Raw genomic sequence first — 16,847 nt, forward strand, 5'->3', positions numbered from 1 at the left:
GGCTTCAGCCCTCGCCGAGGCGCGGCGGGGCGCGGTGGTAGCGGGGCGGGGTGACGGACATCGTGATCGGGTTGGCCACCTGGGGCGCCGCGCTGCCCGGCACCGCGACGGTGGGCTCCAGTCCGAGGGCGGTGGCGAGGCCGAACGCCTCCCGCACGTCGTTGATCGGGCCGGCCGGCACCCCGGCCGCGCGGAACAGCGCGAACCACTCGTCCGCGCCGCGCATCGCGAGCCGCCCCGCCAGTACGGCTGCCAGCGCCGTCCGGTGGGTGACCCGGTCGGTGTTGTGCGCGAAGCGCGGGTCGTCGGCCAGTTCGGCGCGGCCGACCACCTGCGCCAGCGCCCGGAACTGCCGGTCGTTGCCGACGGCCAGCACCAGCGGGCGGTCCGCCGTCGGGAACACCTCGTACGGGGCGATGCTCGGGTGGCGGTTGCCGAGGATGCCGGGGACCACGCCCGCACCGAGGTACCCGGAGGCCTGGTTCACCAGCGAGGACAGCAGCGTGGACAGCAGGTTGACCTCGACCAGCTGCCCCTGCCCGGTCCGGTCGCGGTGGCGCAGCGCGGCCAGGATCCCGGCCAGCGCGTGCACCCCGGTGAGGACGTCGACCAGCGCGACCCCGGCCTTGGTCGGCTCGCCGGGACCGGGCCCGGTGACGCTCATCAGCCCGCCGACGGCCTGGACCAGCAGGTCGTAGCCGGCCAGCGCGGCGCCCTCCCCGGAGCCGAAGCCGGTGATCGAGCAGTAGACCAGGCCGGGCCGTACGGCCCGCAGGTCCCGGTAGCCGAGTCCGAGCCGGTCCATGGTCCCGGCGCGGAAGTTCTCCACCACGACGTCGGCGCCGCGCACCAGGTCGAGGGCGCGCCCCAGGTCGCGGCCGTCGTGGAGGTCGAGCACCACCGAACGCTTGTTGCGGTTGACGGCGTTGAAGTACGTCGCCTGCCCGTCCGCGTCGAACGGCGGGCCCCAGGCCCGGGTGTCGTCCCCGGTCCCCGGCCGTTCGACCTTGACCACGTCCGCGCCGAGGTCCGCGAGCATCATGGTGGCGTACGGGCCGGCCAGCACCCGGCTGAAGTCGGCGACGACGATGCCATCGAGGGCACCAGCGGTCATGCGCTCCTCCTCGTTCTCCGTGCTCGAGCCTAGGCGTACCCCGCTGGTGCCCGGGTGGACCGGCGCGGATTCCAGGCAGCCGCGCGGCACGCCGCGGTGGCCGTCCGCTACCGCCCGTGAGGGCCGGCCCGGCGGTGCGGCGGGCCGCCGCCGGGCTTCGTGGTCGGGTCGCCTTCGCGGTGTTAGAAATGACGCATGGTCGAACGCGTCGGCCGATCCCGGAGAGTCTCGGACCGGTCGCTGGTGGCGAGGGGCCGGCGCAGTGTGGCCGGTCAGGTCTTCGTGCTGCAAGTGGTCGTCGTGGTGCTGCTGGTCGTGGGGGCGATCCTGTCGCTGCTGCTGGAGGCGCGCGGCAACAGCGAGGCGGAGGCGAAGAACCGGTCGGTGGCGGTCGCCGAGACCTTCGCGCACTCGCCCGGCGTGGTGGACGCCCTGCAGTCGCCCGATCCGTCGGCCGTGCTCCAGCCGCTGACGGAGGCCGCGCGGGGGCCCGCGGGCGTCGACTTCATCGTGGTGATGGACACCAACGGGATCCGCTACACGCATCCGCTGCCGGACCGGATCGGGAAGCGGTTCGTCGGCACCATCCAGCCCTCGCTGGAGGGCCACGTCTACACCGAGAGCGTGCACGGCCCGCTCGGGCACGAGGTGCAGGCGGTGGTGCCGGTCACCGACTCCGGCGGCACGGTGGTGGGCCTGGTCTCGGCCGGGCTGAAGGTCAAGAACGTCAACACCGCCGGTGACCGGCAGCTGCCCGTCATCCTGGGGACCGGCGCCGCCGCGCTCGCGGTGGCCACCGCCGGCAGCGCCCTGATCGCCCGGCGGTTGAAGCGCCAGACGCACGGCCTGGGCCCGGCCGAGATCACCCGCATGTACGAGCACCACGACGCCGTGCTGCACGCGGTCCGCGAGGGCGTGGTCATCGTCGGGCAGGACAGCCGGCTGCTGCTGGCGAACGACGAGGCCAAGGAACTGCTGGGCCTGCCGCCGGACGCCGAGGGCCGGAACCTGGGGGACCTGCGGGGCCTGGACGCCGAGGTCGCCGAGCTGCTGCTGTCGGGCCGGGTGGCGACCGACGAGATCCACCGGGCGGGCGGCCGGCTGATCGCCGTCAACCAGCGCCCGACCGGCCGCCACCGCGGTTCGCTCGGAACCGTCGCGACCCTGCGCGACTCGACCGACCTGCTGGCACTGAGCGGGAAGGCCGAGGTCGCGGGCAAGCGGCTGGAGCTGCTGTACGAGGCCGGGGTCGGCATCGGGACGACGCTGGACGTCGGGCGGACCTCCGAGGAACTGGCCAGGGTCGCCGTCCCCGCCTTCGCGGACTTCGTCACCGTCGACCTGGCCGACCCCGTGCTGCACGGCGACGAGCCCACCAGCGCCGGCGTCGACCTGCGCCGCACCGCGGTGCACGGGATCCGCGAGGACCCGCCGTTCTACCCGCCCGGCAAGCTGATCGCGTTCCTCGCCTCGACGCCGCAGGCCCGGGGGTTCGACAGCGGCAGCTCGCAGGTGGTCCCCGACCTGTCGGTGGCGCACGGCTGGCAGGCCCAGGACCCGGAGATGACCAGGCGGATCCTCGACTACGGGGTGCACTCCCTGATCACCACCCCGCTGAAGGCACGCGGCATGGTGCTGGGCGTCGCCAACTTCTGGCGGTCGCAGAAGCCCGAACCGTTCGACGACGAGGACCGGTCGCTGGCCGAGGAGATGGTCGCGCGGGCCGCGGTCAGCATCGACAACGCCCGCCGGTACACCCGCGAGCACGCGATGGCCGTCACCCTGCAGCGCAGCCTGCTGCCGCGCGCGCTGCCCGGGCAGAACGCGCTGGAGGTCGCCCACCGCTACCTGCCCGCCCAGTCCGGGGTCAGCGGCGACTGGTTCGACGTGATACCGCTGCCCGGCAGCCGGGTCGCGCTGGTGGTCGGCGACGTGGTCGGCCACGGCCTGCACGCCGCGGCCACCATGGGCCGGCTGCGTACCGCCGTCCACAACTTCTCCGCCCTCGACGTACCGCCGGACGAGCTGCTGAACCACCTCGACGAGCTGGTGAACCGCATCGACCTGGAGGAGACCGACGGCGACATCGGCTCCGGCGTCACCGGCGCCACCTGCCTGTACGCGATCTACGACCCGGTGTCCCGGCGCTGCGACATGGCGCGGGCCGGGCACCCGCCCCCGGCGCTGGTCCACCCCGACGGCAGCGTCGCCTTCCCGGACCTGCCCGCCGGCCCGCCGCTGGGCATCGGCGGCCACCCCTTCGAGACGGCGGAGCTGTACCTCCCCGAGGGCACCCAGATCGTGCTGTACACCGACGGCCTGATCGAGGAGCGCACCCGGGACCTCGACGTCGGCATGGAACTGCTGCGCGCCGCGCTCACCGACCGCCACCGGGAGCCGGAGGACAACTGCGACCAGGTGCTGGACGCGCTGCTGCCGGAACGGCCGCAGGACGACGTGGCGCTGCTGATCGCCAGGACCAAGGTGCTCGACCCCGGCCGGGTCGCCGAACGCGACGTGCCCTCTGACCCCTCCGCCGTCGCCGACGTGCGGCTGTGGGCGCAGCAGCGGCTCACCGAGTGGGGGCTGGGCGACCTGGCGTTCGAGACCGAGCTGGTGATCAGCGAACTGGCCACCAACGCCATCCGGTACGGCTCCCCGCCGGTGCGGATCCGGCTGCTCTACGATCGCTTCCTGATCTGCGAGGTGGCCGACGGGAGCGACACCTCGCCGCACCTCAGGTACGCGGCGACCACCGACGAGGGCGGCCGGGGCCTGTTCCTGGTGGCCCAGGTGGCGAAACGCTGGGGCACCCGCTACACGCCGCAGGGCAAGGTCATCTGGGCGGAGCAGTCGCTGCCCGCCTCCGTCGGCCGCCCGGCCGGCGACCGCACGGCCGTACCGGCGGCCCTCCCGGCCGCCTCGCCCTGACCCGGCCCCGCCCCGCCCCGGCCCGGGCCGCCCGGCGTTCGGCTGCCCACGGCGGTGGTCCGGTGCCGCCGTCAGGACGGCAGGAAGTCCACGCAGCCGCTGTCGACGGAGTAGTAGGCACCCAGTACCCGGACCCGGTGCCCGGCGACGAGCGGGGCGAGCAGCGGGTCCTCGCGCAGCTGGTCGGCGGTGAGCCGGATCTGCGCGTGGACGGTGTTGTCGACCTGGTCGCCCGGCAGGGGCCGCGCCGCCTCGTACGCGGGCCGCAGTGCCTCGACCACCTCCACCAGGTGGGCCGGTACCTCGGTGCCGTTGTTCAGCGTCTCCACGGCGAGGGTGACGGCTCCGCAGCGCTGATGGCCCATCACCACCACCAGCGGGGTCACCGCCTCCTCGGCGCCGTACTCGACCGCGCCCTGGACCAGCCCGTTGTTGGTCTGGGCCGCCGTCCGGACCACGAACAGGTCCCCGACGCCACGGTCGAACACGATCTCGGGCGGCACCCGGGAGTCGATGCACGAGAACACCGTGGCGAGCGGATGCTGGCCCGCCGCCACGGCCCGGCGGCGGGCCACGGTCTGGTGCGGATGCAGCAGTTCCCCGGCGACCCAGCGTTCGTTCCCCTCGACCAGCCACCGCAGGGCCTCGTCCGGGCCCGGCGTGAACCCGTCCGGCACCGGGGGCAGCGCCGGGTCGGCGATGCTGCTCGGCGCCGCGGACGCCCGCGCGGCGCCGAGCAGCGGAGCGGCGAGGGCCGAGGCCCCGCCGAGGAGGAAGCGGCGCCGCGCGGGGCGGGCCGCGCGGGGGAGGTCGGCTGCTGAACCGGGCATCTGTGGTCTCACCATTCCTGGAGATCGGTCGGTCCCGAGCTCGAGTGTGGGGGCCGGGTCCCCGGGCCGGTCCCGCCACGCCCGTCCGGGTCGGCCGTTGCGGCCGCGGATCACCCGCCCGGAGGCACCCCGGGCGCCGCCCGGTGCGGCTGCCCGGTGCGGCCGCCCGCCGGGACCCGGCCTGCCGCGACGTCACGGTGGGGCCCGGGCTGCGGGGGCACCCCCTCGCCGCGTTCACGCGCCCCGCCCGGCGGACCGTAGGCTCGTCCCGTCCCGTCATGATCAAGAAAGGGTGCGAGCAAGGGTGCAGCCGCAGACAGAACCGTTCGGACCGCTGCTGCGCGGTCACCGGCGCAGGGCGAACGCCACCCTGGAGGAACTCGCCGAGCGATCGGGGGTCAGCGCACGGGCGATCGGCGACCTGGAACGGGGCCACAGCCGGCGCCCCCAGATTCGTACCGTGCAGGCGCTGGCCGACGCCCTCGCCCTGGACGGGGACGACCGCGCCGCCCTGGTGCGCTCCGCCCGGGCCGCCCGGACCGCCTCGAGCGGGCCCAATCTGTGCGAACTCCCCGACGCCGTGGCCGACTTCGTCGGACGGCAGGAGGAAGCCGACTGGCTCGCCCGGGGAAGTGCGGCCACCACCGGTCCGAGGGTCGCGATCGTCTCCGGCCCACCGGGCGTCGGCAAGACCGCGCTGGCCGTGGAGACCGCCCGCAGGGTGGCCGGGCGGTACGGCGACGGCTGCCTCTTCCTCGACCTGCGCGGACTGGACGCCCGGCCGGTCGAACCGGCCCAGGCCCTGGTGCGGCTGCTCAGGGCGCTGGGGACGGGCGACAACGACATCCCCGTCGACACCGACGAGAGGCGGAACCTGTACCGGGCCCTCGTCCGCGACCGGCGGATCCTGCTGGTGCTGGACAACGTCGCCCACGAGGGGCAGCTGCGCCCGCTGCTGCCCGGGCGGGGCCGGGCCGAGGTCTGGGTCACCAGCCGGCGCGCCCTGAGCGGCATCGAACACGCCAGGCGGCTGCGGCTCGGTCCGCTCCCCGCCGTGTCCTCGGCCGAGCTGCTGGCCGCGATCACCGCCGGCGGCCCGGACGGTGCGGGCGGCGCCGGACGCGACAGCACCGTTCTCACGGACAGCACGGACAGCACGGACAGCACCGACAGCACCGACAGCACCGCGCTCACCGACATCGCCGGTCTGTGCGGCCACCTCCCGCTCGCCCTGCGGATCGCCGGGAACCGGCTGCTCAGCCGCCCCTCGTGGACGGTGCGGGACCTCGCCGACCGGCTCGCGGCCGAGGACCTGCGGCTGGACCGGCTCACCGCCGGCGATCTCCACATCCAGACCGCGTTCTCGCTCTCCTACGAGCAGCTGGCCGGACCGCAGAGGTCGCTGTTCCGCCGGCTGGCGCTGGTCCAGGGACCCGACTTCGGGGTCGAGCTGGCCGCGGTCCTGGCGGAACTGCCCGCGCACCGGACCGAACCGATGCTGGACGAGCTCATCGAACTGGGCCTGCTCGTCCCCACCACGGACGACCGGGCCGCCTTCCACGATCTGATCCGGCTCTACGCGACGAAGCGCCTGCACGACGAGGAACCGGCCGAGCTGATATCGGCGGCCCGGGAGCGCGCCGGCCGCTGGTTGCTGGACTCGGCCTGCGCCGCCGGCGCCTGGTTCGAGCCCGACGGGGGCCGGGCGCCCGCCACCGGCACGGCTGTCAATGCGACGGCTGCCACCGCCGGCCCGCCCGGCGGTACCCCGGTGGGCGTCCTCGCCCCGGACAGCCGGACCGCGGCGCTGGCCTGGCTGCAGGCGGAGAGCCACAACTGGTTCGCCGCGCTGCGGGAGGCGGCGCGTACCGGACGGCACCGGCTGGTGGTCGACGTCGCGGAGGCCATGCACTGGTTCTCGGACTGGTGGGTGCACTGGGGGCACTGGCACGAGGTCTTCGAGCTGGCCCGCGCCGCCGCCCACGAGCTGGGCGACACCGCGGCGGAGGCCGTCCAGCTGAACTACCTGGCCTGGGCCCTGCGGGCCTGCCTGCGGGACGTGACGGGCTCCGAGCGGCGCGCACTCCAGGCGGAGGAACTGGCCCGGCAGTCCGGCGACCGGGTCCAGCAGGCGTGGGCCCTGCACTACGCCGCCGCGGCCGCCGGCGCCGAGCAGCGGCACGAGGACGCGCTGGAGCGCGACGACCGGGCGGCCGAACTGTTCCGGGCGGCCGGCGACCGGGAGGGACACCCGCAGGCACTGATCTCCAAGGCCGACACCCTCTGCGAGCTGGGCCGGCCCGCCGAGGCACTCACCACCCTGCGCCGGGTCGTCACCCTGGTGACCGACCCGGACACCGCACCCGCCCCGCACATCGCGGACTTCACGCTGATGAACACCTGGCGGCTGATCGGCACGGCGCACCTCGCGCTCGGCGAGCGGACGCAGGCCGCCGCGGCCTACCGGACCGCGCTGGCGACCGGCCCCCGGGTCCAGGTGCCCTATCTGCGCGGCCTGGTCCTGGAACGGCTCGCCGAGGTGCTGCGCCAGGAGGGCGAGCCCGCCGCCGCGCAGCGGGCGCTGGAGGAGGCGCACGACATCTACACCGCCTCCGGCATGGCCGCACGGGCCGCGGGGGTGGCGGCCGCGCTGCGGGCCGGGCCGCCGGAGCGGACGGGCGGCTGACCCGCCGCCGGCGGGCCCGGGGAGCCCCCGGCGCCGGTCGGGTCAGCCCAGGAAGGCGAGCAGTTCGCGGTTGACCTCGGCGGCGTGGGTCCAGATCAGGCCGTGCGGCGCGGCCGGGAGGACGACCAGCTTCGCGCCGGCGATCCGCTCCGACAGCGGGAGCGCGGTCGCCTCCAGTGGCAGGGTCCGGTCGGCGTCACCGTGCACGATCAGGGTGGGCACGTCGATCCGGGGCAGGTCCGCCCGGAAGTCGGTCCGCCAGGCCGCCACACAGGCCAGGGTCGCCCGCGCCGACGCACCGACCGCGATGTTCCAGCTGTACTGCACCACTTGGTCGCTGACCCGGTCGCCGCCCAGCACGTCCACGTTGTAGAAGTCGTGCAGGAAGCCGGTCAGGAAGGCCGGGCGGTCGGCGGCGATGGCCTGCTCGATCCCCGCGAAGACAGCGCCGTCCACCCCGGACGGGTTGTCCTCGGTCAACAGCAGGAACGGCGGCACGACACCGAGCAGCACCGCCCGGTCGACCCGCTCGGACCCGTACCGCCCCAGGTACCGGGTCACCTCGCCGGTGCCCATCGAGAAGCCCACCAACGAGACGTCCCGCAGGTCGAGTTGGGAGATCAGCTGGTGCAGGTCGCCGGCCAGGGTGTCGTAGTCGTACCCGGAGTCGGGCTGCTCGGAGCGGCCGAAACCGCGGCGGTCATAGCTGATCACCCGGTGGCCGGCGTCCAGCAGGGCCGCGGCCTGCTTCTCCCAGGACGCCGCGTTCAGCGGCCAGCCGTGGATCAGGACCACGGGCCGGCCGGTGCCGTGGTCCTCGTAGTAGAGGCGGATCGGGGCGGAGTTCTCTTCACCCACGGTCAGGAAAGGCATGTCGGTGCTCTCGCTTCGGCTGGTGGAGGAGGTGCGGACCGCACACCACCCGGGCCCGCCGCCGGCGGCGGCGCCACGGTGGGTCGGCCCCGCCACCGTAGGCGGCCGACGCGGCGCCGGATGTGCCCGGGGCGCACACGGTGTTGCCGCCGCGGGAACACCCGCCGCCCCACCCGGACGCCTCCCCGGCACGGGAGTTGACCCACCGCGCACGGTGCTGTGCTCCGCGCGCCCGACCCGGCCGCGGCCCGCTCCACCCGGCCGCCGCCGCCCACCGGCGGGCTACCCTGGCCCTCCGCACGGCGGCCCCCGGCGCGCGGCCACGGAACCCCGACCAGCTGTCCCTGCCGAGGAGTTGCCATGAACGACCGGACACCGCAGGACCCGCCGCCCCTCGGCCCGGGTACGGCCGACGCCTACGACGTGGTGGTCATCGGCGCCGGCCCGGCCGGCGAGGTGCTCGCCGACCGGGCCGTCAAGGCCGGGCTGACCGCCGCGGTGGTCGAGGCCGAACTGGTCGGCGGCGAGTGCTCGTACTGGGCGTGCATCCCCAGCAAGGCACTGCTGCGCCCGGGCGCCGCCCTCGATGCGGCGCGTTCGGTGCCCGGCGCCCGCGAAGCGGTGTCCGGTCCTCCCGACCCGGCGGCCGTCCTCGCCCGCCGGGACGCCTTCGTCTCCGGCTGGAAGGACGACGGCCAGGCCGCCTGGCTCGACGGCGCCGGGATCGACCTGGTCCGCGGGCGGGGCCGGCTGCTCGGCGAACGCCGGGTCGAGGTGCGCGACCCGGCGGGCGGGCGGCGGATCCTGACGGCCCGCCGGGCGGTGGTGCTGGCCACCGGCAGCGCCGCCGCGCTGCCCCCGGTCGAGGGGCTGGCCGGGATCGGGGCGTGGACCAGCCGGGAGGCGACCGCCGCGGCCGCCGTACCCGAACGGCTCACCGTCATCGGTGGCGGCGTCGTCGCCTGCGAGCTGGCCACGGCCTGGAGCTCGCTCGGCTCCCGGGTCACCATGCTGGTGCGGGGCTCCGCCCTGCTGGCCGGCTGGGAACCGTACGTCGGGGAGGAGGTCGCGGACGGGCTGCGGGAGCTGGGCGTCACGGTCCGCTTCGGCGTCCGGGCGGTGCGCACCGAACGCGCGGACGGCGGGATCACCACCGAACTGGACGACGGCTCCACCGTCACCGGCGACGAACTGCTGGTCGCCGTCGGCCGGCGGCCCCGCACGGACGACCTCGGCCTGGAACACGTGGGTCTGGAACCCGGGTCCTGGCTGGAGGTGGACGACAGCTGCCAGGTCGCCGGGGTCGCCGGAGGCTGGCTGTACGCCGTCGGCGACGTCAACGGACGCGCACCGCTGACCCACATGGCGAAGTACCAGGCGCGGGCCTGCGCCGCCGCGATAGCCCGGCGGGCGGCAGCGGGCGAGGCCCCGCTCCCGGCCGGCCGGCGCCCCTGGTCGGCGGCGTCCGACCGGGACGCCGTACCGCAGGTGGTCTTCACCCGGCCCGAGGCGGCGTCCGTCGGCCTCACCGAACTGCGGGCCCGCCGGGCCGGCCTGACGGTCCGCACCGCCGAGTACCGGATCGGCGACGTCGCGGGTGCGGCCCTGCAGGCCGACGGCTACCGCGGCCGCGCGAAGCTGGTCGTCGACGAGGACCGCGGCGTGGTCGTCGGCTGCACCCTGACCGGCCCCGACGCCGCCGAGCTGATCCACGCCGCGACCGTCGCCGTGGTCGGCGAAGTGCCGCTGGAGCGGCTGTGGCACGCGGTTCCGTCGTTCCCGACGGTCAGCGAGGTGTGGCTGCGCCTGCTGGAGGCGTACGGCCTCTGATCCCCGGCGCCCCGGGCGGGGAGCAGCCGGTCAGTCGAGGACGGCGGTGGCCTCGACCTCGACCAGGTGCTCGGGCACGTCCAGTGCCGCGACGCCCAGCAGGGTGGCCGGGGGGACCGGGGTGACCCCCAGCCTCGCGGCCGCCCGGGTGACCCCCGCCATCAGCAGGGGCATCTTGTCGGGCGTCCAGTCGACGACGTGGACGGTCAGTTTCGCCACGTCGTCGAAGGAGCCGCCGACCTCGGCCAGGGCGGTGCCGATGTTGAGGTAGCACTGCTCGACCTGGGCGGCGAGGTCGTCGCCGCCGACCGTGGCGCCGTTGGCGTCGCAGGCGACCTGTCCGGCGACGAAGACCAGTTTCGACCCGGTGGCGACCGCCACCTGCCGGTAGGCGTCGATCTTCGGCAGTCCGCCGGGGTTCACCAGAGTGATGGCCATGTCCGTCCGCTCCGCTCTCTTGTGGTTACTCAGGAACCGTAGGAGAGTGTGCGGCGACATGGAAGAACGCACTTTTCAGTGACCGAGGAACCAGATGGTGACCAAGAAGCTCACGGATCCGGCCGATGAGGCGGACCTGAGGCGGGCGGATTCGCTGGGCCGGGAGATCTTCTCGGACATCGCCAACAAATGGGCGCTGCTGATCATCGAGGCCCTGGGGGAGCGGACCCTGCGCTTCGGCGAGGTACGGGACGAGATCGAGGGCATCAGCCACAAGATGCTCACCCAGAACCTGCGCATGCTGGAGCGCAACGGCCTGGTCGAGCGCACGGTGCACCCCGTCGTACCGCCGCGGGTCGAGTACACCCTCACCGGGCCGGGTCAGGCCCTGCGGGTGACGATCGACGGACTGTGCGACTGGACCCACCGGTACGTCGGCCACATCGACGCCTCGCGCCGGCGCTTCGACGCCTGACGCTTCACCGGACGGACCGTCAGAACCCTTAGTCGGTACGGGAGAAAATCACGGTGGCCGGCTGCGGGTGCCCGCGTAGGATCCTCCGTCATGGTTGATCTCTATCCTCCGACCGATCCCTACGACAGTGGATTCCTCGACACCGGGGACGGCAACCGCGTCTACTACGAGCAGCTCGGCAACCCCGGCGGCAAGCCCGCGCTGGCCGTCCACGGCGGCCCGGGGTCGGGCGCGTCGAGGCGGCCGTCCAGGGCCTGGGACCCGGAGCACTACCGGCTCGTCCGCTTCGACCAGCGCAACTGCGGCCGCAGCACCCCGCACGCCGCGGACCCGGCGGCCGACATGAGCCTCAACACCACCCAGCACCTGATCGACGACATGGAACGGCTGCGCGAACACCTCGGCATCGAGAAGTGGCTGCTCAGCGGCGGCTCCTGGGGTGCGACGCTGATCCTGGCCTACGCGCAGCAGCACCCCGCGCGGGTCACCGGGATCACCCTCCAGGCGGTGACGACCACCCGCCGCTCCGAGATCGACTGGCTCTACCGCGGTGCCGGGAGGTTCTACCCCGAGGCGTGGGACCGGTTCCGCGATGGCGTCCCCGCGGGCGAACGGGACGGTGACCTGCTGGCGGCCTACGCCCGGCTGATGGAGAACCCCGACCGGGCGGTGCGGGAGAAGGCCGCCGCCGACTGGCTCGCCTGGGAGGACGCGGTCATCTCGGACGAGCCCAACGGGCAGCCCGGCATGTACAGCGACCGCGAGGTCGACGACCAGATCGCGTTCGTACGGATCTGCGCCCACTTCTTCAGCAACGGGGCATGGCTGGCGGAGGACCAACTGCTGCGTGACGCCCACCGGCTGGCCGGGATCCCGGCGGTGCTGGTGCACGGCCGGCACGACATGGGCAGCCCGGTGCAGACGGCGTGGGAGCTGGCCAAGGCGTGGCCGGACGCGCGGCTCCAGATCTTCGAGGACTCCGGGCACGCCGGCAGCCTGGCGATGCAGGAGGCGGCCCGGGCGGCCGTCGAGGAGTTCAAGCGCAGCTGAGTCCCCGCGGGCCCCTGCCGTGACGAGCCGTCATGGCAGGGGCCCGCGGGAGCCGGCGCGGATCCGGGGGCGGTCAGCCGGGGAGGCCGACGGCGCGTTCGCCGTTGCGGCGCTGCTGGATGACGACGGCGACGACCAGCAGGGTGCCCTGGGCGACGTTCTGCCAGAAGGCGTTGATGCCCTGGACGGTGAGGCCGTTCTCCAGGCAGCCGAGCAGGGCGACGGCGAGCAGGGTGCCGCCGATACCGCCCTTGCCGCCCTTGAGGGCGGCGCCGCCGAGGGCGGCGGCGGTGATGGCCTTGAGTTCGAGGCCTTCGCTTCCGGAGGTGGGCTGGCCGCTGCCGGTGCGGGCGGTGAGGAGGATGCCGGCGACGGCGGCCACGGTGCCGATCAGGGCGTAGACGGCGATCAGGTACTTGTTGATGTTGATGCCGGCGAGGCGGGCGGCGGTGTCGTTGCCGCCGATGGCGTAGAGGTTGCGGCCGATGTCGGTGTACTTGAGCAGCAGGTGGGCGGCGAGTGCGGTGAGGATGAGGATCCAGACCATGACGGGCAGGCCGGCGATCTTGCCGCGGCCGAGGAAGACGAAGATGTCGTCGTTGAGGACGTAGCCCTGGGCGCGTCCGTCGGACAGGAGTTGGGCGAGGCCCTTGTAGGCGGCGAGGCCGGCGAGGGTGGCGATGGTGGGGTTGACCCGGCCGTAGACGATGACCAGGCCGTTGAGGGTGCCGATCAGCAGGCCGACGGCGATGGCGGCGGCCATGCCCGCGAAGGGGTTGGCGCCAGTGGAGGTGAAGGCCATGGCGCTGACCACGGACGCGACGCCGGCCTGGGAGCCGACCGAGATGTCGAGGCCGCCGCAGATGATGACGACGGTCTGGACGACGGCGAGCAGGCCGGTGATGGTGGCGGCCTCGGCGATCACCTGCATGTTCGACACGGAGAGATAGTTGTCGTTGAGGATCCCGAACAGGGCCAGGACGGCGGCCAGGGCGCCGATCAGGCTGAGGTTCTGGCCGCCGACGGAGGCGAGGGCGGACGGGCGGGTGCGGACGGCGGGCCGGTCCTTCGCGGCGGGCCGCGGGGTGGTGGTGGCGCTCATGAGGCTGCTCCAGGGGCGGGGGTGGTCGCGCTGAGGTCGTCGGCCATGGCCAGGGCGAGGATCGCTTCCTCGGTGGCCCGGGCGCGATCGAGTTCGCCGGTGATCCGGCCGCCCTGCATGACGACGATGCGGTCGGCGAGGCCGAGCACCTCGGGCAGCTCGGAGGAGATCACCAGCAGCGCGACGCCCTCCTCGGCGAGGTCGGCGATGATCTGGTAGATCTCGGCCTTGGCGCCGACGTCGATGCCGCGGGTGGGCTCGTCCAGGATCAGGACCTTGGGTTTGCGGGCGAGCCAGCGGGCGAGGACGACCTTCTGCTGGTTGCCGCCGGAGAGCTTGCGCACCTCGTGCTCGATGGACGGGGTGCGCACCCGCAGCCGGTCGGCGTACTGCTGGGCGAGCGCGCGCTCGGCCCCGCGCCTGACGAAGCGCAGGCGGCGCAGCCGTTCCAGGACCACCAGCGAGGTGTTGTCGCGGATCGAACGGTGCAGGAACAGGGCCTGGGCCTTGCGCTCCTCCGGGGCGAGCCCGAGGCCGGCCCGGATGACGGCGCCGGGCCGGCCGGACGGCAGGGGGACGCCGTCCAGGGTGACGGTGCCGGAGTGCACGGGCAGGTCGCCGGCCAGGGCGAGGGCCAGTTCGGAGCGGCCGGCGCCGATCAGCCCGGCCAGGCCGACGACCTCGCCGGCCCGGATCTGCAGGGTGATGTCGCGGACGTGGTCGGTGGTCAGGTCCTGCACGTCGAGGACCACGCGGTCGGTGGCGACGTGCTCGCGCGAGAACATCGTGGACAGGTCGCGGCCGACCATCAGCCGGACCAGTTCGCCGTCGTCGGTCTCGCTCGCCGCCTGGACGCCGACCAGTGCGCCGTCGCGCAGGACGGCGATGCGGTCGGCGAGTTGGAAGATCTCCTGCATCCGGTGCGAGACGTAGACCACGGCGATGCCCTGGTCGCGCAGGCGCCGGATCAGCGCGAACAGGGCCTCCACCTCGTGCTCGGACAGCGAGGAGGTCGGTTCGTCGAAGGCGATCACCTTGGCCTCGCCGGTCAGCGCCCGCAGGATCTCGACCAGTTGGCGCTGGGCCGGGGTGAGCCGGGAACCGGGCAGGTCCGGGTCGAGGACGCCGGCGAAGCCGAGCCGCTCGAGGTCGGCGGTGATGCGGCGGCGCAGTTCGGCGCGGTCCAGCCGGCGGCCGGCCCGGCGCGGCAGCGCGCCGGCGTAGACGTTCTCGGCGACCGAGACGTGCGGGATGATCTCGGGTTCCTGCGGGATGATCCGGATTCCGGCGGCCCTGGCCTCGGCGGGTGAACGCAGGTCCACCGGGGTCCCGTCGATCAGGACGTGACCCTCCGTCGGCTGGTGGTCGCCGCTGAGGATCTTCAGCAGGGTGGACTTCCCGGCGCCGTTCTCGCCCATCAGCGCGGTGACCCGGCCGGCGGGGAAGTCCAGGGTGACGCCGGTCAGGGCCTGCACCGACCCGAACCGCTTGCCGACCCCCTGGACGCCGGCGGCGGCCCGGCCGGTGGCGGGGGCCGGAGCGTCGGTCTGCGGTCCGCCGTCGTGGCCGGTGGGCGGGCGGGGGTCCGGGCCGGAGGGGCGCGCTCGACTCATGGTGGGTCACCTCGGAGGGGTTTCGCGGGAAGGCGGGACGAGGGCGCCGCCCCCGGCCCGGGCGGCGGGACCGGAGGCGGCGGCGGACCGTCAGCTGCAGGTGACGCCGGAGGACTTCCAGGTGGCGGGGTCGACCATGGTGGTCGGCGCGAACGCCTCGGCGGGCATCTCCTTGGAGTTCTTGAGCTTGTCGTACATGGTCTGGACGGCGAGCGCGCCGACGTCCTTGCCGTTGATGAACAGCGCGGCCTTCATCCCGGAGGGCTTGTCGCCGCTCCAGTCCTTGCAGGCGAGGTAGGCGCCGAGGCCGACGCCGATCACGTTGTCGGCCTTGAAGCCGGCGTTCTCCAGCGCGGTGACGCCGCCCTGGACGTTCTCGTCGTTGCAGCCCCAGACCACCCAGTGCTTGACGCCGGGGTTGGCGGTCACGGTGGCGGCGATCTTGTCCTGGGCGCCGGTGGGGGTGTTGTCGGTGGCGACGTCGATGTTCTGCACGCCGGGCACGGCGGCGTCGAACGCCGACCGGGCGGCCTTGACGCGGTCGCCGCAGACGGTGACGTCCTGCTTCCAGGCGGAGATGATCCGGGTGTCGGCGGCGTTCCAGCCGGCCTTCTGGTACTCGGTGGCGGCGCGCTTGCCGACCTCGCCGCCCATCTGGGCGCCGCTGAAGCCGATCCGGGGCACCAGACCGGCCTTGTCGCAGGCGGCCGGGTCGGGGCCGGTGGCGCAGATCTGGTCGTCCGACGTGAGGAGCGCGACCTTGGCGTCCTTCGCGCTCTGCACGACCTGCGGGCCGACCGCCGGGTCCGGGACCACGATGATCAGTCCGTTGCTCTTCTGCGCGATGGCGGAACGGACCTCGCTGACGGTCTTGTTGGCGTCGTTGCCGAGGTTGACCACCTTCAGGTCGATCCCCAGCTCCGCCGCCTTCGCCTTGGCCCCGGCGGCCTCGCCGATGAAGTACTCCTGGTCGCCCTGCTTCTGAAGGTACGTCAGCGAGATCTTGCCGCTGACCGGGGCGACGTCGCCGCCGCCCTTGCTCTCCTGGCCGGTGGAGCACCCGGTGGTCACGCCGAGTGCGAGCAGGAGGCCGGCGGCGGCGAGCGAACGGCTGCGGGACATGCGGAACATGGGGACGCTCCTTTGTGCGGGTGCCGAGGGGTGGGCCAACCGCGAGGGAAAATCGATCAGAACTCAACACGTTCAAACGCGATGAGACATATGACACTCCCGTGACCTGGCCACCGTCAAGTGGATCGGTTGGCCGAGATCCCCTTGTGACGTTCGGTGCCGCCCGATGTGCCCCAACGGGACCAACGATGATCACTCCTGACGGTCATGGGTTCACCGGCGCGGGCCCCGCGGCCACCGGCAGGCATGCCACCGACGGACTGTTACAGAGCCGGCCGGTGGCCGTTACAGAGCCGGCCGTCCACCGTGAGGTGGGCTTCCTAACGTCTGCCCTACCAACTCCCGGCCACCGGGCCGGGGGTGGTGAGCACTCGGAGGAACCTCCATGTCAGGTACCACGACCGCCCGTCACGCGGTGCGCCTCGCCCTGGTCTGCGCCGGCCTCGCCGGCGCGCTGTCCGTCTCCGCCTCGGCGGCGTTCGCGGACGGGACGCCGTCCGCGGCCCCGGCCGCACCCAGCGCCGCCGCCCCCGCGGCCCGCCCGTCGGTCGCGCCGTCCGCCGTCCCGTCCGTCGCGCCGACCGCGGCGGCCGGGCGCGGCACCGGCGCCCCGCAGGTGCGCGAGGTCCCCAAGGGCGGCGCCCAGACCGGTGAGGGCAGCACCGGCCCGTCGACCGCCACGCTGGCGGGCGGCACCGGGCTGGCCCTCGCCGGCGTGACGGGCATCGGCTTCGCCGTCGCGCGTCGCCGTGCCGGCGCACGGGGCTAGCCGGC

The 16,847-nt window shown here is 74.1% G+C and carries 13 protein-coding genes; 6 read left to right on the top strand and 7 right to left on the bottom strand.

Features of this window, described 5'->3' with window-relative positions:
• Positions 1 to 4: 4 nt before the first annotated feature.
• Positions 5 to 1,114, bottom strand: coding sequence for a CoA transferase (locus AB0D08_RS26855; protein WP_359892320.1), 1,110 nt, complete (start codon positions 1,112 to 1,114; stop codon positions 5 to 7).
• A 195-nt stretch (positions 1,115 to 1,309) separates the two neighbouring features.
• On the opposite strand from AB0D08_RS26855, the gene AB0D08_RS26860 reads away from it, so the two are divergent.
• Positions 1,310 to 4,045, top strand: coding sequence for a SpoIIE family protein phosphatase (locus AB0D08_RS26860; protein ID WP_359892323.1), 2,736 nt, complete (start codon positions 1,310 to 1,312; stop codon positions 4,043 to 4,045).
• 71 nt (positions 4,046 to 4,116) lie between these two features.
• Here AB0D08_RS26860 and AB0D08_RS26865 read toward each other — a convergent pair whose 3' ends face one another.
• Positions 4,117 to 4,875, bottom strand: a complete 759-nt coding sequence (locus AB0D08_RS26865; protein ID WP_359892326.1) for a carbonic anhydrase — start codon at positions 4,873 to 4,875, stop codon at positions 4,117 to 4,119.
• A 304-nt stretch (positions 4,876 to 5,179) separates the two neighbouring features.
• Here AB0D08_RS26865 and AB0D08_RS26870 point away from each other — a divergent pair, with 304 nt between their 5' ends.
• Complete coding sequence (locus AB0D08_RS26870) at positions 5,180 to 7,561, top strand: helix-turn-helix domain-containing protein (RefSeq protein WP_359892329.1); 2,382 nt, start codon at positions 5,180 to 5,182, stop codon at positions 7,559 to 7,561.
• A 42-nt stretch (positions 7,562 to 7,603) separates the two neighbouring features.
• Here AB0D08_RS26870 and AB0D08_RS26875 read toward each other — a convergent pair whose 3' ends face one another.
• Positions 7,604 to 8,434, bottom strand: a complete 831-nt coding sequence (locus AB0D08_RS26875) for an alpha/beta hydrolase (RefSeq protein WP_033817571.1) — start codon at positions 8,432 to 8,434, stop codon at positions 7,604 to 7,606.
• A gap of 360 nt (positions 8,435 to 8,794) precedes the next feature.
• Between AB0D08_RS26875 and AB0D08_RS26880 the strand changes: the two genes are divergently transcribed.
• A complete protein-coding gene (locus tag AB0D08_RS26880) occupies positions 8,795 to 10,264 on the top strand; it encodes an NAD(P)/FAD-dependent oxidoreductase (protein WP_359892332.1) in 1,470 nt (489 codons plus the stop codon).
• Positions 10,265 to 10,294: 30 nt separating this feature from the next.
• Here the strand turns inward: AB0D08_RS26880 and AB0D08_RS26885 are convergent, their stop codons facing one another.
• Positions 10,295 to 10,702, bottom strand: a complete 408-nt coding sequence (locus AB0D08_RS26885) for a RidA family protein (RefSeq protein ID WP_359892334.1) — start codon at positions 10,700 to 10,702, stop codon at positions 10,295 to 10,297.
• A gap of 94 nt (positions 10,703 to 10,796) precedes the next feature.
• Between AB0D08_RS26885 and AB0D08_RS26890 the strand changes: the two genes are divergently transcribed.
• A complete protein-coding gene (locus AB0D08_RS26890; RefSeq protein WP_033817573.1) occupies positions 10,797 to 11,177 on the top strand; it encodes a helix-turn-helix domain-containing protein in 381 nt (126 codons plus the stop codon).
• A gap of 90 nt (positions 11,178 to 11,267) precedes the next feature.
• Positions 11,268 to 12,227, top strand: a complete 960-nt coding sequence (gene pip, locus AB0D08_RS26895; protein ID WP_359892337.1) for a prolyl aminopeptidase — start codon at positions 11,268 to 11,270, stop codon at positions 12,225 to 12,227.
• Positions 12,228 to 12,300: 73 nt separating this feature from the next.
• Here pip and AB0D08_RS26900 read toward each other — a convergent pair whose 3' ends face one another.
• The 3 genes from AB0D08_RS26900 to AB0D08_RS26910 form a co-directional block, all read right to left on the bottom strand.
• Complete coding sequence (locus AB0D08_RS26900) at positions 12,301 to 13,329, bottom strand: ABC transporter permease (RefSeq protein ID WP_359892340.1); 1,029 nt, start codon at positions 13,327 to 13,329, stop codon at positions 12,301 to 12,303.
• The gene (locus AB0D08_RS26905; protein ID WP_359892343.1) at positions 13,326 to 14,942 is read right to left on the bottom strand and encodes a sugar ABC transporter ATP-binding protein; all 1,617 of its coding nucleotides are present in this window, start codon (positions 14,940 to 14,942) and stop codon (positions 13,326 to 13,328) included. Before AB0D08_RS26905 ends, AB0D08_RS26900 begins: the two co-directional genes overlap by 4 nt.
• Before the next feature lie 90 nt (positions 14,943 to 15,032).
• Positions 15,033 to 16,073, bottom strand: a complete 1,041-nt coding sequence (locus tag AB0D08_RS26910; protein WP_359892346.1) for a substrate-binding domain-containing protein — start codon at positions 16,071 to 16,073, stop codon at positions 15,033 to 15,035.
• Positions 16,074 to 16,458: 385 nt separating this feature from the next.
• Between AB0D08_RS26910 and AB0D08_RS26915 the strand changes: the two genes are divergently transcribed.
• Positions 16,459 to 16,842: a hypothetical protein gene (locus tag AB0D08_RS26915; protein ID WP_359892349.1), complete on the top strand. Its 384-nt coding sequence runs from the start codon at positions 16,459 to 16,461 to the stop codon at positions 16,840 to 16,842.
• Positions 16,843 to 16,847 lie beyond the last annotated feature (5 nt).

Source organism: Kitasatospora sp. NPDC048540 (assembly GCF_040651175.1).
Lineage (GTDB): Bacteria > Actinomycetota > Actinomycetes > Streptomycetales > Streptomycetaceae > Kitasatospora.